At 57.2% G+C, this 17,312-nt stretch carries 17 protein-coding genes and 1 pseudogene; 3 read left to right on the forward strand and 15 right to left on the reverse strand.

Annotation, left to right across the window (positions count from 1 at the left end):
* Positions 1-3 precede the first annotated feature (3 nt).
* The 8 genes from B5G42_RS14655 to B5G42_RS14690 form a co-directional block, all read right to left on the reverse strand.
* On the reverse strand, positions 4-216 hold the full coding sequence (locus B5G42_RS14655) for a helix-turn-helix domain-containing protein (RefSeq protein WP_087271858.1): 213 nt from the start codon (positions 214-216) through the stop codon (positions 4-6).
* Between the two features lie 173 nt (positions 217-389).
* A complete protein-coding gene (locus tag B5G42_RS14660; RefSeq protein ID WP_087271860.1) occupies positions 390-689 on the reverse strand; it encodes a hypothetical protein in 300 nt (99 codons plus the stop codon).
* Positions 690-834: 145 nt separating this feature from the next.
* Complete coding sequence (locus B5G42_RS14665; RefSeq protein WP_087271863.1) at positions 835-2,169, reverse strand: plasmid recombination protein; 1,335 nt, start codon at positions 2,167-2,169, stop codon at positions 835-837.
* Positions 2,170-2,639: 470 nt separating this feature from the next.
* Positions 2,640-2,873, reverse strand: a complete 234-nt coding sequence (locus B5G42_RS14670) for a complexin-2 (RefSeq protein ID WP_087271867.1) — start codon at positions 2,871-2,873, stop codon at positions 2,640-2,642.
* Positions 2,870-4,144: an AAA family ATPase gene (locus B5G42_RS14675; RefSeq protein ID WP_087271870.1), complete on the reverse strand. Its 1,275-nt coding sequence runs from the start codon at positions 4,142-4,144 to the stop codon at positions 2,870-2,872. Before B5G42_RS14675 ends, B5G42_RS14670 begins: the two co-directional genes overlap by 4 nt.
* Entirely contained in the window at positions 4,134-4,469 is a 336-nt protein-coding gene (locus tag B5G42_RS14680) for a plasmid mobilization protein (protein WP_087271873.1), read from the reverse strand. Before B5G42_RS14680 ends, B5G42_RS14675 begins: the two co-directional genes overlap by 11 nt.
* 2 nt (positions 4,470-4,471) lie before the next feature.
* Positions 4,472-5,545, reverse strand: a complete 1,074-nt coding sequence (locus tag B5G42_RS14685) for a site-specific integrase (protein ID WP_087271876.1) — start codon at positions 5,543-5,545, stop codon at positions 4,472-4,474.
* Positions 5,545-5,745: a DNA-binding protein gene (locus B5G42_RS14690; RefSeq protein ID WP_087271879.1), complete on the reverse strand. Its 201-nt coding sequence runs from the start codon at positions 5,743-5,745 to the stop codon at positions 5,545-5,547. Before B5G42_RS14690 ends, B5G42_RS14685 begins: the two co-directional genes overlap by 1 nt.
* Before the next feature lie 421 nt (positions 5,746-6,166).
* Between B5G42_RS14690 and B5G42_RS14695 the strand changes: the two genes are divergently transcribed.
* A complete protein-coding gene (locus B5G42_RS14695; protein ID WP_087271882.1) occupies positions 6,167-6,703 on the forward strand; it encodes a helix-turn-helix domain-containing protein in 537 nt (178 codons plus the stop codon).
* 140 nt (positions 6,704-6,843) lie between these two features.
* Here B5G42_RS14695 and guaA read toward each other — a convergent pair whose 3' ends face one another.
* The 6 genes from guaA to B5G42_RS14725 form a co-directional block, all read right to left on the reverse strand.
* Complete coding sequence (gene guaA, locus B5G42_RS14700; RefSeq protein WP_087271886.1) at positions 6,844-8,385, reverse strand: glutamine-hydrolyzing GMP synthase; 1,542 nt, start codon at positions 8,383-8,385, stop codon at positions 6,844-6,846.
* Positions 8,386-8,453: 68 nt separating this feature from the next.
* The gene (locus B5G42_RS14705) at positions 8,454-9,482 is read right to left on the reverse strand and encodes an acyltransferase family protein (RefSeq protein ID WP_158099498.1); all 1,029 of its coding nucleotides are present in this window, start codon (positions 9,480-9,482) and stop codon (positions 8,454-8,456) included.
* Between the two features lie 116 nt (positions 9,483-9,598).
* Positions 9,599-10,234: a hypothetical protein gene (locus B5G42_RS18750; protein WP_087271892.1), complete on the reverse strand. Its 636-nt coding sequence runs from the start codon at positions 10,232-10,234 to the stop codon at positions 9,599-9,601.
* A gap of 72 nt (positions 10,235-10,306) precedes the next feature.
* Positions 10,307-13,597 carry a carbamoyl-phosphate synthase large subunit gene (carB, locus tag B5G42_RS14715; RefSeq protein WP_087271895.1) on the reverse strand — a complete coding sequence of 1,097 codons (3,291 nt, stop codon included), beginning with the start codon at positions 13,595-13,597 and terminating at the stop codon, positions 10,307-10,309.
* The gene (locus tag B5G42_RS14720; protein ID WP_164475035.1) at positions 13,597-14,682 is read right to left on the reverse strand and encodes a carbamoyl phosphate synthase small subunit; all 1,086 of its coding nucleotides are present in this window, start codon (positions 14,680-14,682) and stop codon (positions 13,597-13,599) included. The genes carB and B5G42_RS14720 overlap by 1 nt, the downstream gene beginning before the upstream one ends.
* A 185-nt stretch (positions 14,683-14,867) precedes the next feature.
* The gene (locus B5G42_RS14725) at positions 14,868-15,698 is read right to left on the reverse strand and encodes a metallophosphoesterase (RefSeq protein WP_087271901.1); all 831 of its coding nucleotides are present in this window, start codon (positions 15,696-15,698) and stop codon (positions 14,868-14,870) included.
* Between the two features lie 73 nt (positions 15,699-15,771).
* On the opposite strand from B5G42_RS14725, the gene B5G42_RS14730 reads away from it, so the two are divergent.
* Together B5G42_RS14730 and B5G42_RS14735 are read left to right on the forward strand one after the other, a co-directional pair.
* Entirely contained in the window at positions 15,772-16,452 is a 681-nt protein-coding gene (locus tag B5G42_RS14730) for a DUF421 domain-containing protein (RefSeq protein WP_087271904.1), read from the forward strand.
* Positions 16,449-16,829: a DUF4363 family protein gene (locus B5G42_RS14735; RefSeq protein ID WP_087271907.1), complete on the forward strand. Its 381-nt coding sequence runs from the start codon at positions 16,449-16,451 to the stop codon at positions 16,827-16,829. Before B5G42_RS14730 ends, B5G42_RS14735 begins: the two co-directional genes overlap by 4 nt.
* A 397-nt stretch (positions 16,830-17,226) precedes the next feature.
* On the opposite strand, the pseudogene B5G42_RS17960 reads toward B5G42_RS14735, so the two are convergent.
* Positions 17,227-17,312 (reverse strand): annotated as a pseudogene (locus B5G42_RS17960) (IS5/IS1182 family transposase); the annotation flags it as partial.

Consider the following 17,312-nt stretch of genomic DNA (forward strand, 5'->3'; position numbering starts at 1 on the left):
CTTTCATTCCTTAGTATCTGGAACAAGTTCCATAATATCGCCTATGTCGCACTGCAAAGCAGTACATATCTTTACAAGGACATCTGTTGTCACATTCTCATTTTTTCCGAGTTTTGCCATTGAAGCATGACTGATTCCTGCTGCTGCACAAAGGTCCTTTTTCTTCATATCTCTATCAATCAGTATCTTCCATAGCTTTTTATAACTTACAGCCATACAATTCACTCCACAACGGATTAGATCAGAAAACAAAGAGCTAAGATCAGCGTTCGCTGAATCCGAATTCAGTATAGCATATTTCGGCGATGATCGCAAGCAGAGTGAAGATATTTTATGAATTATGATACACGCCGCCCGCAGTGAGCAGCTCTCCCCACGGGCTGCGTGTATCACTTATTACTCTTCTGCAAATTCTGAATGTTTTTCTTCGCTAGCTGGCTGGCCGCTTTCCGGCGCTCCGCGCTGTATGGGGCGTTCAGCTTGAAACTGAATCGCCCCTTTCTGATCTCAAATGTAAGGCATCCATTTTCATCGTCATCCACCAACCGGCACTCGGCTGGGTATTTTCCCGAATACTCACTTAACCTCTTTTTGAGGGAAGTGTTGTAGGTACACACCTCAATGATGGGGCTTGCCTCGTCAAAAAAGACGCTGGTCGTCTTTTGCTTCTTGGAAAGGCCTGTTCTCATAAAACCTCCGTATTTTCACAAATTTTCTCCGGCTCTACACCGGTAAAAGTGGGCGGATTTTCAGATAGAAAGCATCTAAACGATACATGATTTAGTTCAGATGCCTCTATCCGCAAAAATCCTATTTTCTCAGCTCTACACGGGATTACCGCTCATCCCGGTCATGCCGCCGCTTTTGACTGCGCTTCTGCTCTTTTTCCGCCTGTTCCCGCTGCTTGACAGCCGCCACCGTTTCGGCTACGCGCTCCGGCCCATAGGCCCGGCACAGCCGGTCATAATCTCTGGCGGTCTCCTGCAATTCTTCATTTTCGCCCTTGACCTCGGCCAACTGCTTTTTCAGATACGGAACCTCCGTATCATATTTGCGTTGCAACAGCTCAAATTTCTGGCAGACATCCAGATAAGCGCGGTAAACAGAGCGCACCACCTTGACAATCTTCTCCAACAGCGGCTTGGACTTTTTCTCCCGGTAGGATTTGGCGGACTCCATACGATCGGGGAGCGGTAGCAGGTCCTCCGGGTCGGAGGAATACTCGGCCGCCAATTTCTCCATGTGTTTTAGTTTAGGCGCTAATAGGCGAAGTTCCGTCTGCGCTTCTTTGGCCGCCTTCTCGGCTTCGACCTTATCTGTCCGAAGCTGGCCGATCTCCGCCTGAACCTCCGATTTTTCTGTTTGCAGCTCCGCCAGCCGCGCCTGTTCTCTTTCCACCTTAAACTGCGTCACCGTCAGATGCTCCTCGGAGCTGCCGCGCTCACCGCGCTCCACATCCACGTACCCGGCCTCACGCATATATTGGAAGAAATCGTCCTGCAACACGCTGTACGATTTTTTAAGAACAGGCTTGCCCTTCGCCGTTTTCAGCGGTTCGCCGGTGACTTCATCCAGAACCGGCTTGGACGCCCACTTCTTGCTCATGCTGACCTGCATGACCGTTTCTTTCACTTTGCCCACCAGCGACTTGTCCTTGCACCTCTTAGACCAGCGAATTTGCTTCTCCACCACCGGTACATAGACCACGTGGAGGTGGTAGTGGTACACATCCTGCCCCAGTGCCTCGGACATGGCCCGGTTGCGCTCGTCGGCGTGCATGACCGCCGATAGAATGTACTGTTCGCCGCCTACGATTTTGATTGCAGCTTGATATGCGTCGTGGTAAAATTGTTTTGCGAAATCATATCCGCCGTGGTTGAAGAAATAGGCGGAATTTACATCGAAGATCAGCTCGCCGTAGCGGAAAGCGCCCTCTTTGATGCCCCGTGTGGAGATCATCCCGTCCGCCTCCATCTGTTCAAACTGTTCCAGATAGCCGCCGTCCGGTTTCTTGAAGTGGACGTTTAGATGGGAACGTTCCGGGACGATATCTTGGTTGACATACGATTCTTTTTCACGCTCGTTATGTTGCTGTGCGTTTTTCAGTTTGGGTGTGGTAAGTCTCATATTCCTTGCGCTGGTACGATGAATACCGTCGCCTCTTGCCATAGAACTCCTTTCTCGCCTCATGAGGGCGGTTGAGATGCGGGTAGCTTTTGGGGGATGCACTTCTGCGGAAGTGTAATAACCCACTATGATACTTTCATCCTGCGGCTGCAAAGTATCGTGGGCTCTCCGAGGGGGAGTGCGGCTCCTGCGGGAGCCTCACCGCCTTTTTCGGCTTGCAGGTGATAGCCACAGCCTCAAAACGCGGTGTGACCGGCGGCCTTTTCGCAACTGCGCTTGCGTCCATTCCGACGCCCACGGGCCGGGAAAATCCACCGGATTCTCCCGGCCTTAGCCATCTCCAAATCTGCGGATTTCTCGATGGGGACGGGGATGCGGAAAGCGTGTGCTGCCAGCCAATTTGCCTTGTCTGCCAGCCACAGGAGCGTGTCACGCTCCTGTCCATGCCAACAGAGAGAAATTGACTTTGGTACTAATTTCATCTGCGGGATTAGTCTGAAAGTAAACACCTATTACCAGCGAAAATCCGGGAATACGCCGCGCCGGTCCAGGTACGCCTGCCGCGCCTGTTCCCGTTCTTCCGCGCTGGGTGCGGTCTTATATTTTGCATACAGCTCATGCCGCACCAAAGCGTCCAGCTTTTGCTCCAACCCCTGCCGGATTTCATCCTCGTATTCGTCATCATAGCCGAGGTGATACTCCACCAGCGCCACGAACAAGTCATAGGGAATCTGCACATTCTTCATTCGCTTCCGTTCCTTTCCGCGACGGCTGCGACGATAGCGACGGTTGTTTGGGCGGTAGCATTTTCACCGTTGCAACCGTCGCAACCGTCACGCCCATCCTCAACCACCTCAAAAGACGGAGCCTCCACCAACATATAGGTGAGCTTCACCTGCCGCCCGGCGTGCCGCGCCCTGTTCTCGTAGCCTACATGATACTCTTCCAGCAGCCTGCCGGATTTGACATTCAGATACTTGGTCAGCGCATTTGCCGCCATTCCCACCTGCACCGTTTCGGCCAGCTCCGAGGGTGAGCCTGTCCACTCCTGACGCTCAACGGAGACCAGCTTAGCCACCGCTTCCAGCACCGGGTCCGGCGGTTCCCTGTGCGGCTCCGTTTCCATGCGCTCCAAATTCCAAATCTGCGTTTCCGGGTCCTTTTTCAAGTAGAGAATCTGATCCTGTTGATCGCGTCCCACCACATCAATAGTGGCCTCCAACGCGGTTCGCTTTTTCTTCTGCATCAGCAGGGAGCCGTCCGCGCAGCCCAGCAGGCCCGTGGTGCCGGAGATCATCTCGAAGGCGTCCCCGGCGGGTTGCTTCCGGGTGTGGTGGACAGTCAGCACACAGATGCAGTGCTTGTCTGCAAACTGCTTGAGCTTTCCGACAATCTCATAGTCGCTGGCGTAACTGTACGCTTCGCCGCCCACTTCCCGAATTTTCTGCATGGTGTCAATGATAATGAGTTTAGTGTCTGAATGTTCCCGCATGAAGTTTTCCAGCTGCTCGTCCAGACCGTTCCCGATTTTTCCGGCGGCGGTTGCAAAGTGCAGGTTCGGGGTATCGTTCACGCCATACATCATAAACATCCGATTCTGGATGCGCTGGAAGTCATCCTCCAACGCGAGGTAAAGTACAGTTCCCTGATGGACTTTGCAGCCCCACAGCTCCTGCCCGGTGCTGACATGGTAGGCGATCTGCGCCACCAGAAACGACTTGCCGATCTTGGGCGCGCCCGCCAGAAGATATGCTCCCGAATGGAGCAGATTTTCAATGATAGGCGGGCGGCTTTTGTAGGAGGTCTGAAACAGCTCGGTCATGGTGAGCGTGTGCAGATAGCGCGGGTCAGCCATGCGCTGCATCCTGCGGTACATTTCCTCCAAATCATCCATTTCCCTGTTGCGTTTTGCCTCCGAAGCGGGTATACTGTTGTCAGAATCTTTTTGAATGGACTGCCTCTCATCTGCGCCAACAGATGTATTTCGGGCAGTCTTTTCTTTTGGCTCAATTCCCATAGGCAGCTTCCTCCTGCATTCCGTTCATAATCGTAGCGATCATCTGGATGGTGTCCAGCAGCTCGTCGTTCACGCCCTGCCCGGCCTCAATCCGGCGCAGCTCGTCCAGCACAGCGGCCAGTTCGTCCCGGAGCGCCTTATAGACTCTGGGATTACCCTGCACCACCACATCCCGTTCCAGCAGCCGCCGGGTGATGTAGTCCTGCTTTGTCAGGCCGGACAGCTTGACGAAGATTTCAAGCTGCTCATCCTCCTCCGGGGAGACCCGGAAGGCCACCGTTTTGTTCCGCCAGCGGTTGTGCTTGTCCAAATTCTTTGCCGACATTTTTAATTGCCCCTTTCCATGTTCAATTTATCCGCCATTTCCGTCTGCTTGGACGGAAACAGGTGCGCATAGTTGTAAGTGATGTCAATGCTCTCGTGGCCCACCCGGTCTGCGATGGCCGTAGCTGAAAAGCCCATGTCAATGAGAAGCGATACCGCGCTGTGACGAATATCATGGATTCGGATGCGCGGCACTCCGGCTTCTTTGGCTCCCCGATCCATCTCCCGGTGGAGATAGCTCTTGGTGACGGTGAACATCCGGTCATCCAGCCCGATTCCATAGAGCATTTTGAGATAGTCCTGAATCTCATCCGTCAGAAACTGCGGCATGGTGATGACGCGGTTGCTTTTCTCCGTTTTTGGAGTGGTAATCAGGTCCTGACCGTTTAGCCGCTGATAGGATTTCCTGATGGAGACAGTGCCTTTCTCAAAATCGAAATCAGCGGGCGTGAGCGCCAATAACTCGCCTTCCCGGATACCGCACCAGTAGAGCATCTCAAAGGCATAGAAGGATAGCGGCTTGTCCATCATTGCCTCGGCAAATTTCAGGTACTGCTCCTTGGTCCAGAACATCATCTCCCGGTTTTTCTTTTTGCCCATGCTGCCCGCCTTCTTGCAGGGATTCTCCCGGAGGTTGTAGTACCGAACCGCGTGGTTGAAGATGGCACTGAGCTGATTGTGGACCGTTTTCAGGTACACCGGCGAGTAGGGCTTGCCGTTCTCGTCCTTGTGGTTCAGCATCTCGTTCTGCCAGGTGATGATCTGCTGGGCGGTGATGTTGCACATTTTGAGCTTACCGAAGTAGGGCAGCAGCTTGGTGCGGATGATGTGATCCTTGGTGGCCCATGTGTTTTCCTTGAGCCGGGTCTGCATATCTGCCGTGTAGAATTCCACGAAGCTCTTGAAGCTCATATCCAGATCGGCGGTGGATTTGTTGAGCTGTTCCCGTTCCCATGCCTGCGCCTCCCGCTTGGTCTTAAAGCCCCGCTTCTGGGTCTGCTTGCGCTCGCCGTTCCAGTCGGTATAGCGGTAGACCGCTCGCCAGGTGTTGGTCTTTTCTTCCTTATAGACTGCCATCAGTTACCACTCCTTTCCTTTTCGCCGTAGCACAGCTTCTCATAGAAGAACTTTCGGTTGACTCTGCCGGATATGGTCAAGTAACCGAGGCTTTTCAGTTCCGCGTTGAGTTTCTGTACGATTTTGTAAGCATAGGATTTGGAAACGCCCAATTCCTGCGCCACTTCATCGACCCGCATAAACGACTGTTTTTCTGTCATACACAAAAATACCTTCCTTTCCTTGTCGTGATCGTTTCTTGTTTGCCGTTTCACCCTTCAGACTCTGGCAGGCAACCCTTCCCGGCGCTGTGCCGTTTGCTTTTCTCCTTGGCACGCTCATATCGTTGCCTGCTTCCCCGGAGAAAGTATCTGTCGGACGGTCATTCAGTTTTACTTCGCCTGAAATTCCCCCTCTCACTTTACAACGGACATTTTTTCGCCGTTTTGAGGGTATGCGATTTGTAAAATTTTTGTGACTTAAACTTATTTGCTTATATCATCTTCATTATACTAAGCATAATAGTTAAAGTCAAGCGGTTTGCAGAAAAATATTAAATAAATTTGTTTAGGTTTCTCTTGACTATCCTAAGCATTTCTGCTATGCTGAATCTATCAAGAATCCAGATAGGAGTTGGCCGTTATGGCGATTGGAGAACGCATTCACTTTTTCCGCACCTTGCGGGGCATGACACAAAAATATCTCGGTATGGCACTTGGCTTCCCGGAGAAGTCCGCCGATGTGCGCCTTGCTCAATACGAGAACGGGTCGCGGACTCCCAAGACAGATCTTACTGCCGCGCTGGCACAGATATTGGAGGTCTCTCCCCATGCCCTGGCTGTGCCGGACATCGACTCCTATGTGGGCCTTATGCACACACTCTTTACCCTGGAGGACCGCTACGGCCTGAAAATCTGCGAGTGTGATGGAGAAATACATCTCCGGGTAGATGTGTTCCAGGGCAAGGACGCAGCAAGGCTCCATGAAATGCTCTGCGCCTGGGGAGAGCAGGCGGTCAAGTTGAAGTCGGGGGAAATCAGCAAAGAGGACTACGACCGCTGGCGTTACCGCTACCCGGAGTTTGATACCACAGGCCACTGGCACAAGGTTGTCCCTTCTCAGGGCCTCAGTGATATGCTGGTGGAAGAATTGAAGAAGCAGCCTGGCAAAGATAAGTAAAACGAAAAGAGCTACCTGACTTTCGCAAATCAGGTAGCTCTTTATCTTTGGAATAATGAAAACTGTTGCCAAATCGTTGCCACGGAGGGCATCAAGCCTTAGAAAACCCAGTAATCACGGGCTTTTCCGGGCCTCTGAAATCACTCCCACTCAATGGTTGCCGGGGGCTTACTGGTAATATCGTAGACGATACGGTTGATACCCTTGACCTCGTTGACGATACGGGTGGAAATACGGTCCAGTACGTCATAGGGGATACGGGCCCAGTCAGCAGTCATAAAGTCGCTGGTAGTAACAGCGCGGAGGGCCAGCGTATAATCGTAGGTGCGGCCGTCGCCCATGACGCCCACGGAGCGGGTGTTGGTGAGTACGGCGAAATACTGGTTGATGTTCTTGTCCTCACCGGCGGCGGCGATCTCCTCCCGGTAGATGGCGTCGGCGTCCCTGAGGGTATCCAGCTTCTCCTTGGTCAGATCGCCGATCACACGGATGGCCAGGCCGGGGCCGGGGAAGGGCTGGCGCATGACCAGGTACTCGGGCAGGCCCAGCTCCCGGCCCAGCTGCCGCACCTCGTCTTTGAACAGCAGCCGCAGAGGCTCGATGATCTCCTTGAAGTCCACATAGTCGGGCAGGCCGCCCACGTTGTGGTGGCTCTTGATCACGGCGGCGTCGCCGGCGCCCGACTCGATGACGTCGGGGTAGATGGTGCCCTGGACCAGGTAGTCCACCCGACTGATCTTCTTGGCCTCTTCCTCAAAGACCCGGATAAACTCCTCGCCGATGATCTTGCGCTTGCGCTCAGGCTCGGCCTCACCGGCCAGCTTCAGCAGGAAGCGTGCCTCGGCGTCCACCCGGACAAAGTTGATATCCCAGCGGGCAAAGGCGGCCTCTACCTCGTCGCCCTCGTTTTTCCGCATGAGGCCGTGATCCACGAACACACAGGTGAGCTGCTTGCCCACGGCCTCGGCCAGCAGGGCGGCGGCCACGGAGGAGTCCACGCCGCCGGACAGGGCCAGCAGCACCTTGCCGTCCCCCACCTTCTCCCGGATGTCCCGGATGGCGGTATTCTTGTAATCGCCCATGGTCCAGTCGCCGGTGGCGCCGCACACCTCATAGAGGAAATTGCGGATCATGTCCACCCCGTGCTGGGTGTGGTTGACCTCGGGGTGGTACTGCACGCCATAGAAGCCCCGCTTCTCGTCGGCAATGGCCACATTGGGGCAGGCGTCGGTATGGGCGGTGAGTGCAAAGCCCTCGGGCACCTTGGCCATATAGTCGCCGTGGCTCATCCAGGAAATACCCTGCTGGGGCAGGCCCTTGAAGAGCTTACAGGTGGTGTCGTAGTAGGTCTCGGTCTTGCCGTACTCCCGGGCGGTATCCTCCTGGGCGGCGGTGACCTGACCGCCAAGGGTGTGGGCCATCAGCTGGCAGCCATAGCAGATACCCAGCACAGGCACCCCCAGCTCAAAGATGGCGGGGTCCACATGGGGGGCCTTCTCGTCGTACACACTGTTGGGGCCGCCGGTGAAAATAAAGCCGATGGGCTCCATGGCTTTCAGCTGCTCCAGCGGAGTGGTATAGGGCTTGACTTCGCAGTACACGCCGCACTCACGAACCCGGCGGGCAATGAGCTGGTTGTACTGGCCGCCGAAGTCCAGAACGATCACGGTCTGATGGGACATTCAAGTTCCTTCTTTCTATGGAGTCTATGGGTTTCCGAAAATCTGTGTAACAATTATGGTTTAGAATATCATATTTTTCCTCCGGGCGCAATACTTCTCCCACGTCCGCGCCGCATTTGAAGCAGACGGTACCATCCCCCGCCAAACAGAAAGTTGGTGCAGCGCCCTACCGCCGGATTACCCAGCAGGAGCAGCAGCCCTGCCCACGCCAGCAGCACCTGCCACGGTTGGGCCAGCAGATAGGGGAATTTCAGCCGGAATAGATGGAAGAAAAAGCCGTGGAGCAGATAGATGGGCAGGGTGTTCTGCCCCAAAACAGTTATCACCGGAATTCTGCGCTTGAGGTAAGGGGCCAGGCCAGCAAACAGGAGAAAAATCACACTGGCCGAGCAGCACATGATAAGTCCCCGCACCTGCCAGCTATAGCCCAGATCCTCATAGCCGTAGGCGCCCAGCATCATTTTTGCAGTCACGTCCTGCCGCAGCAGCAGCCACTCTAAAACCACGCAGCAGGCGGCCGCAAGGCCAAGCACAATCCCTCTGAGGGTCCGTCCTCCCCCGTTCCAGCGGGCTCGCAGGCCGTCTGCCCTTCTGAAGTAGTAGCCCAACAGAAACCAGGGCTGAAAGGCGATAATCCGGGAGGCGCTCCATTGGTAGTCTATGCTCTTGTCAAAGCCCGCCAGCAGCGCCAGGGCTACCGACGCGGCCACCATCAACCATCGCCCCACAGGGGACGGAACATCATATACCGGCAGCAGAAGGGTGTAAACGGCCAGCACAAAAAGGTACCACAAAATCCAGTAGGGTCTTGAAAACTGCACATGAACGTAGGGGTCCCCCAGCTTTTCCACAAAGGCAGTATACAGCCACTGGAAGATCAGGTAGGGCAGCGCCATGCCAAAAATCCATTTGCTCCGATCAAATCTGGCAAACATCCCACTGAGAAATAAAAAGGCTGGCATATGAAAAGAATAAATTACGGCATACAAAGTCTCTTTGTGGGGAAATTCCCCCGCAATCTCCAGCAGGTGCCCCAGCACCACCAGGGCAATGAGCAAAAAGCGCAGATTATCATACTGATATTCCCTTGTTTTCATGTCCGGCGCGCCTTCTTTCCACGACAGCCTATGCCCGCTTAGAATATCATGTTTTCTTCCCTCCCGCAATAGCAGCAAAAAGGCCGCCGAGTTCTGACAGCTCAGCGGCCTTTTATTCAGGCACCTATCTCCGCGCCGCCCCATTCCACGACGGTAAAGCCGGTACGCTCTGGAGCGGTGAGGGTCTGGGGCTCCACCTCCACCAGCTTGTCCAACCCCTGCCAGGCCATGAATACCCGGATCAGGGTATCCGGGGCCGGGTCAATGGTCAGCTTGGCGCTGTCGGTGTAGGCTTCCTGTTGGAAGGAGATCAGATTATAAGGGTTGTGCTCCATCTTGGGCAGCCAGTAGATAATAAACTCGTTGACCTCCTGCTCCGTCAGGCCCAACTGGGCCAGGGCGTCCTCCAGAAATACGGCGGTGTTTTCCCCAGTTACGCAGAAGCCGGTGGAAAAGTCGTATTCGGTCTGGCTCACGCCCTCCCAGAACAGGCAGTAATACTGCCGTCCGGTGGTCGGGTCCGTGAGGGTGCCGTTGGGAGAAGCGTCCACCGTCCAGCCGTCCCCATAGGCGGGATAGGTGGAGGTCAGTTCCCCATCAAAGTCCAGGGTAACGGAGACCTTGGTTTCTTCCTCCGGGTAGAGGTAAATCACCGGTTTTTCGGCCGCAGGGCCTCTGTCCGGAGTTCTGCATCCGGTCAGCGAGGCGGCCAGCAGGCAGGCCGCCAGGGTCAAAGGAACCAGTTTACGCATAAAAACTCCCCCTTCCAGATTCTTAGGTCCTTTTTATCAGACGAATCCGGAAGGGGGAAGTTCCCAATTTAATTAAATCTGGGTAATATCAATGGGCCGCAGGTCGGAGGGCCGGCCCTGGGTGCGAATGGTGAGCATGGCCCGTGCGGTGTCAATAGCGGTGATGCAGGCCACGGAGTGCTCCACGGTGGAGCGGCGGATCTTGAAGCCGTCGGTATCGTGGCGGCGGCCCCGGGTGGGGGTATTGATGACCAGATCCACGGTGCCGGAAGCGATCATGTCCAAGATGTTGGGGTGAGCCTCGGAGACCCGGGCCACCTTGCGAGCGGGGATGCCCACGGCATTGAGGGCCTCGCAGGTGCCGCTGGTAGCCAGGATCTCAATGCCCATGTCGGCAAAGCCCTGGGCGATACCGATGATCTCGCCCTTGTCCTCGTCCTTGACGGTGATGATGATGCGGCCACCCTTCTTGGGAGCCTTCATGTTGGCACCCTTAAAGGCCTTCAGCAGGGCCTGGGGGAAGGACTCGGCCAGACCCAGGCACTCGCCGGTGGACTTCATTTCGGGGCCCAGGCCGGTGTCCACGTCGGTGAGCTTCTCGAAGGAGAACACCGGCATTTTCACAGCGTAGTAGTCGGCCTCTTTGTAGATGCCGGTACCGTAGCCCAGGTCCTTCAGCTTCTGCCCCAGCATGACCTTGGTGGCCAGGTCGATGATGGGCACGCCGGTTACCTTGGAGATATAGGGGATGGTACGGGAGGAGCGGGGGTTGACCTCGATGACATACACTGTGTCGTCATAGATGACAAACTGGATGTTCACCAGGCCCACCACACCCAGAGCCTTGGACAGGTCGTAGGTATAGCGGTAGATGGTCTCCTTGTGCTTCTCCTCGATGTGGATGGGGGGATAGACGGAGATGGAGTCGCCGGAGTGGACGCCGGCCCGCTCGATGTGCTCCATGATGCCGGGGATGAGCAGATCCTCCCCGTCAAACACGCCGTCGACTTCCACCTCACGGCCCATCAGATACTTATCCACCAGGATGGGATGCTCCTGCTCCACCTGGTTGATGATGCGCATGAACTCGGTGATGTTGCGGTCGTTGTAGGCGATCTCCATGCCCTGGCCGCCCAGCACATAGGATGGGCGCACTAGCACGGGGTAGCCCACCTCGTGGGCGGCTTCCAGGGCCTGCTCGGTGGTAAACACCGTCTTACCGGCGGCGCGGGGAATCTTGCACTGGTTGAGGATCTCGTCAAAGCGCTCCCGGTCCTCGGCGGCGTCCACGCCGTCGGCGGAAGTGCCCAGGATGGGCACACCCATGTTGGTGAGGGCCTGAGCCAGCTTGATGGCGGTCTGACCGCCGAACTGCACCACGGCACCCCAGGGCTTCTCCAGCTCCACCACAGCCTCCACGTCCTCGGGAGTCAGAGGTTCAAAGTACAGCTTATCGGCCACGTCGAAGTCGGTGGACACAGTCTCGGGGTTGTTGTTGATGATGATGGTCTCATAACCCAGGCGCTTAAAAGCCCAGACGGAATGGACGGAGCAGTAGTCGAACTCGATGCCCTGGCCGATGCGTATGGGGCCGGAGCCCAGCACCAGCACCTTCTTCTTGTCCTGCCCGGGCCGGTGGGCCTCAGGCGTAGCGGCAGCCAGCCAGGGAGCCTCCGGGATATGGGGAGCCAGCTCACCCACCTGGGGCAGATGAAGCTCCTCGGCAGCCTCGTTCTCCTCATCGTAGGTGGAGTAGTAGTAGGGGGTCTGAGCCTCAAACTCGGCGGCGCAGGTGTCCACCATCTTGAAGGCGGGGCGGATGCCGAAGCCCTCTCGCAGGGCCTTGATCTCCTTCCGCTCCCTGCCGGACAGTGCGGCGATCCAGGCGTCGGAGAAGCCCATCTCCTTGGCCATGCGCAGAGTGTCGGCATCCAGGTGGCCGTGGTCCAGCTTGTCCTCCATGTCCACGATGTTCTGGAGCCGGTCCAGGAACCACAGGTCGTACTTGGTGATCTTGTTGATCTTCTCGGGGGAGAAGCCCCGGCGCAGGGCCTCGGCCACCACGAAGAGGCGCTGGTCGTCGATATTTACCAGCCGCTCCTCGATCTCCTCGGTGTACAGCTGATCCAGGCCGGGCAGGCGCAGGGACTTCACAGGCAGTTCCAGGGAACGGATGGCCTTCATCAGGGCACCCTCAAAGGAGTTGCCGATGGCCATAACCTCGCCGGTAGCCTTCATCTGGGTGCCCAGGGTACGGCTGGCAGTGGTGAACTTGTCAAAGGGCAGACGGGGGATTTTCAGCACGCAGTAGTCAAGGGTGGGCTCAAAGCAGGCGGTGGTCTTGCCGGTCACCGCGTTGGGAATCTCGTCCAGGGTGTAGCCCAGGGCGATCTTGGCGGCCACCTTAGCGATGGGATAGCCGGTGGCCTTGGAGGCCAGGGCGGAGGAGCGGCTCACGCGGGGGTTGACCTCAATGACCGCGTACTCGAAGGAATCGGGATTCAGAGCCAGCTGCACGTTACAACCGCCCTCGATCTCCAGGGCGGAGATGATGTCCAGGGAGGCCTTACGCAGCATCTGGAATTCCCGGTTGGCCAGGGTCTGGGTAGGGGCCACCACGATGGAGTCGCCGGTGTGGACGCCCACCGGGTCCACGTTCTCCATGGAACAGATCTGGATCACGTTGCCGGCGGAGTCCCGCATGACCTCGAACTCGATCTCCTTCCAGCCGGAGATACACCGCTCGATGAGCACCTGGCCCACGCGGCTGAGATGGATGCCGCGGTCGGCGATCTCCCGCAGGGACATCTCGTCGTAGGCAATGCCGCCGCCGGTGCCGCCCAGGGTGTAGGCGGGGCGGACAATGACGGGGTAGCCGATGGACCCGGCAAAAGCCACCGCATCCTCCACGCTCTCCACCACATCGGAGGTGACGCAGGGCTGGCCGATGGCCTCCATGGCGTCCTTGAAGCCCTGGCGGTCCTCCGCCTTGCGGATGGACTCAGGGCTGGTGCCCAGCAGCTTGACGCCGTACTGCTGCAGGATGCCCTGTTCGTGGAGGTTCATAGCCAGGTTCAGGCCGGTCTGGCCACCCAGAGTGGGCAGGATGGAATCGGGGCGCTCCTTCTGGATCACCTGCTCTACGCTGGCGATGTTCAGGGGTTCAATATACACATGATCAGCAATGTCCTTGTCGGTCATGATGGTGGCGGGGTTGGAGTTGACCAGCACCACCTCCACGCCCTCTTCCTTCAGGGCGCGGCAGGCCTGGGTTCCTGCGTAGTCAAACTCGGCGGCCTGGCCGATGACGATGGGGCCGGAGCCCAGCACCAGTACCTTCTTAATATTCGGATTCTTGGGCATTACCGGTCGCCTCCCTTCATGCTGTCCACAAAGCGGTCAAAGAGATATTCGGTGTCCATGGGGCCGGGGGAGGCCTCGGGGTGGAACTGGACGGTGAAGCAGTTGGGACGCTTATAGCGCAGGCCCTCCACACTGCCCTCGTTGACGTTGACGTGAGAGATCTCCGCCACAGCGGGGTCCACGCTCTCGGCAGTGACCACATAGCCGTGGTTCTGGCTGGTGATAAAGGCCCGTCCGGCGGCCAGATCCTTCACCGGGTGGTTGCCGCCCCGGTGGCCGAAGCGCATCTTCCGGGTCTCGGCGCCGGCGGCCAGAGCCAGCAGCTGGTGACCCAGGCAGACGGCAAAGAGGGGCAGGCTGGAGTCGTAGAGTTTGCGTACCTCTTTAATAATGTCCACATTGTCCGCCGGGTCGCCGGGGCCGTTGGACAGCATGACGCCGTCATAGCCGCCGGTGAGGATGGTTTCCGCCGGGGTGTGGGCAGGATAGACGGTGACCTGGCAGCCCCGCTTCTGGAGGCAGCGGATCATATTCTCTTTCACGCCGTAGTCCATCAGGGCCACCCGCAGCTGCTGCTCTCCCAGAGCAGGATAGAGCTGGGGCGCCTTCCGGGTCACCTTTTCCACGGTGCCCTCCACCCGATAGGCATGGATCTTCTCCAGGCACTCCTCTACATGAAAATGCTCCGCACAGGTGATCATACCATTCATGGTCCCCTGACTGCGGAGTATTCTGGTTAAAGCCCGGGTATCCACGCCTTCGATCCCGGTAATGTCATATTGTTTCAGATAGGCGTCCAGCTCACCCTCGCAGCGGAAATTGCTGCCCCGCCGGGCCAGATGCCGCACAATAAATGCCTCAGCCCAGGGCCGGGAGGACTCATTATCCTCGTGGTTTACGCCGTAATTGCCAATGAGGGGATAGCTCATCACGATTCCCTGTCCCGCATAGGAGGGATCGGTCAGGATCTCCTGGTAGCCGGTCATGGAGGTGTTGAACACCATTTCGCACACCCGGTCTGCGGGGGAGCCCATGCTGACGCCCGGGAACATGGCGCCGTTCTCCAGAATCAAGGTCGCCTTCATCTCCTGCATCACGCCTTTCTTTCCATGATATTTGTTCGATTGTACTCTAAATATCCGCCTCCGGCAACTCCCTTTTTCCCTTCTTTTTCAAAATCGTAATTTTGGACAAAAAGTCGGAGCGCATCCCCCGTTTTTCACGGTCAATGCGCCCCGAATGTCTCAAAAAACTATAGATGCCCTCATAATTATTTTGGTGGTTCTATGTCCACCACCACCAGCTCCGGCCGGTTGAACAGACGGGGCACCCGGGTGCTCTCCCGGGCCAGTCCCCGGCTGACAATGAGGGTGGCACCGCCGATCTCATAGCGCCCGCCGGCATAGGTGGGGAACATTCCCTGATTGGGAGCCAGTACGCCGTTGATGAGGCCGGGCAGCCGCCATTGACCCCCATGGGCGTGACCGGCCAGCACCAGATCAAATCCGCTGCCGGCGTAGTCGCTCACCCGCTCGGGCCGGTGGGTCAGCAAAATAGAGAAGTGACTGCCGTCCAGATCACCGCTGGCGGCGGTCAACTGGTCCTGCCAGTTCTCCTCTCCCGTCTCCGGGTCGTCAATGCCGCCGATCTGCACCATCTGTGCCCCGGCAGCGGCGCAGACACATTTGCCGTCCAGCACCACCGCACCGCAGGCTGTCAGCAGTTCTTTGACCACAGCCAGCCGCCCGGTGCGGTGCTCGTGATTGCCCGAGGCGTAATATACCGGCCAGCGGTCGGCCAGCTTTTTTACCGTGAGCAGGGCACGCCACTCCTCCATCCGGGGCTCGTCGTCCACAATATCCCCGCACATGACCACCAGATCCGGTTTCTGTGCGGCCACCGCTGCCACCAACTGTTCCTGGTTTTTCCCGTACCGGCAGGCGTGCAGGTCGGTGAGCACCGCCAGCCGGATGGGACTGTCCACCTGGTCGCTCTCCACCGTATAGTACCGCACCGCAAGGCGCACGTCCAGAGCTGCCGCCAGCAGGATACCGGCCGCCGTCCCTCCCGCTGCCAGCAGGGCCGCTGTTCTTTTTTTCATCGGTTCCCTCCTTTTGTATATCTGCCGCCATCCCGGTCATACTGAAGGTATCGTGATCCCGGGAGGTCGTCTCATGGTCATTGCCTTTTTACGCACAATCATTCTTTATGCCTTTATTATTGCCGGTATCCGGCTGATGGGCAAGCGGCAGGTGGGTGAGCTGGAGCCCTCCGAGCTGGTGTTGGCCCTGCTCATCGCCGATCTGGCCGCCGTTCCCATGCAGGACTTCGGCATTCCCCTGCTCACCGGCCTGATCCCCATTCTCACCCTGCTGTGCATCACCATGGCCCTGTCGGTGCTCACCATGAAGAGCATCAAATTCCGGGCGGTGCTCTGCGGCCGTCCCAGCATCATCGTGGAAAACGGGAAACTGCGCCAGGGCGAGATGAAGCGCAACCGCTTCACTTTGGATGAACTGATGGAGGAACTGCGGATGAAGGGGGTTACCGACCTTTCCACCGTCAAGTATGCCATTCTGGAGACCAACGGCCAGCTGTCCGTTCTCCCCTTCGCCGCCCAGAAGCCCCCCACCGCCCAGGATCTGGCCCTTCATCTGCCGGAGCCGGGGCTGCCGGTGGTCATGATCAACGACGGACGGGTCATCACCCGCAATCTCCATAGCCGGGGCCTGGACGAGGTGTGGCTGGACAAGCAACTTCAGCAGCACCATGTGAAACGGACCCAGGACGTGTTTCTGCTGACAGTGGATGAGACCAACAAGGTCTGCGTCATTGAAAAGGAGGCGGTCCGGTGAAGCGGCTGTGGATCGCCCTGGCACTGCTGGCTGCCCTGCTGTGCGGCACCCTGCTCCATACCTGGTCCCTGCGGGGCTTTACCCAGGGTCTGTCCGACGCTCTGGATGAGGCCCAGACACTGGCCCGGGCCGACCGCTGGGAGGAGGCCAGTTCCCTGACCGAAGAGGCCCTGCAAACCTGGCGGGAGCGGGATGTGTATCTCCACGTCCTGCTCCGCCACGCCGACACCGACCAGATCTACGCCGGCTTCCAGGAGACCCTGGCCCTGCTGGAGAGCCAGGAATACGGCGAATACGCCGCCGCCAACGCCCGGCTGGTCACCCAGATCGAACTGCTCAGTGAGGCGGAACAGCTCACCTTAAAAAATGTCTTTTAAACGAAAGGGGGGCGCACCTGCCGCGCCCCCCTGCAATCTCTCTTACTGTTCCCTTCCATTTTATTTTCGTCGTTCGTCCCAGCATTTTGACACATTCCAAAACACATTCCTTGTACCCCCTTCCTCCCCCTATGACCCCCTCCATCCCCCGGGGCCATGCACCAGCCATGGAACAGAGTTTGCGACGATCTTGCTCCATTACAGCTGAGCAGCGCCGAAACTGGGCCAAAATCTGAACCATTTTCAGAAACAGCTTTGCGGCGTCAGGGGATGAAAAAAGCGAGGGTGCGTCGGATTTTTTCCAACGCACTCTCGCTCATGTTTGGGGTCAAACTTGGCGGACAAGCCGCCGTTTTTCAGGGGATTAGGCCCTGTTTGAAAAATGTGTAGTTTTGTTCTAAAACAACAAGATAGCAATAGCGGCAAGGTAGACGAAGGCCAGAAAAGAGGCATCCAATTTGTCATATCTGGTAGCAACTCTCC

Source organism: Flavonifractor sp. An91 (assembly GCF_002159225.1).
GTDB classification, from domain to species: Bacteria; Bacillota; Clostridia; order Oscillospirales; family Oscillospiraceae; genus Flavonifractor; species Flavonifractor avicola.

Excerpts from the sequence above, each read along its gene's own strand:
- B5G42_RS14670 (WP_087271867.1), bottom strand. The coding sequence starts at position 2,873 with ATGAAGAATGTGCAGATTCCCTATGACTTGTTCGTGGCGCTGGTGGAG.
- B5G42_RS14725 (WP_087271901.1), bottom strand. The coding sequence starts at position 15,698 with ATGAAAAAAAGAACAGCGGCCCTGCTGGCAGCGGGAGGGACGGCGGCC.
- guaA (WP_087271886.1), bottom strand. The coding sequence starts at position 8,385 with ATGTCCCATCAGACCGTGATCGTTCTGGACTTCGGCGGCCAGTACAAC.
- B5G42_RS14730 (WP_087271904.1), top strand. The coding sequence starts at position 15,772 with ATGGTCATTGCCTTTTTACGCACAATCATTCTTTATGCCTTTATTATT.
- B5G42_RS14680 (WP_087271873.1), bottom strand. The coding sequence starts at position 4,469 with ATGTCGGCAAAGAATTTGGACAAGCACAACCGCTGGCGGAACAAAACG.
- B5G42_RS18750 (WP_087271892.1), bottom strand. The coding sequence starts at position 10,234 with ATGCGTAAACTGGTTCCTTTGACCCTGGCGGCCTGCCTGCTGGCCGCC.
- B5G42_RS14695 (WP_087271882.1), top strand. The coding sequence starts at position 6,167 with ATGGCGATTGGAGAACGCATTCACTTTTTCCGCACCTTGCGGGGCATG.
- B5G42_RS14675 (WP_087271870.1), bottom strand. The coding sequence starts at position 4,144 with ATGGGAATTGAGCCAAAAGAAAAGACTGCCCGAAATACATCTGTTGGC.
- B5G42_RS14705 (WP_158099498.1), bottom strand. The coding sequence starts at position 9,482 with ATGAAAACAAGGGAATATCAGTATGATAATCTGCGCTTTTTGCTCATT.
- B5G42_RS14660 (WP_087271860.1), bottom strand. The coding sequence starts at position 689 with ATGAGAACAGGCCTTTCCAAGAAGCAAAAGACGACCAGCGTCTTTTTT.
- B5G42_RS14690 (WP_087271879.1), bottom strand. The coding sequence starts at position 5,745 with ATGACAGAAAAACAGTCGTTTATGCGGGTCGATGAAGTGGCGCAGGAA.
- B5G42_RS14655 (WP_087271858.1), bottom strand. The coding sequence starts at position 216 with ATGGCTGTAAGTTATAAAAAGCTATGGAAGATACTGATTGATAGAGAT.
- carB (WP_087271895.1), bottom strand. The coding sequence starts at position 13,597 with ATGCCCAAGAATCCGAATATTAAGAAGGTACTGGTGCTGGGCTCCGGC.
- B5G42_RS14720 (WP_164475035.1), bottom strand. The coding sequence starts at position 14,682 with ATGAAGGCGACCTTGATTCTGGAGAACGGCGCCATGTTCCCGGGCGTC.
- B5G42_RS14685 (WP_087271876.1), bottom strand. The coding sequence starts at position 5,545 with ATGGCAGTCTATAAGGAAGAAAAGACCAACACCTGGCGAGCGGTCTAC.
- B5G42_RS14665 (WP_087271863.1), bottom strand. The coding sequence starts at position 2,169 with ATGGCAAGAGGCGACGGTATTCATCGTACCAGCGCAAGGAATATGAGA.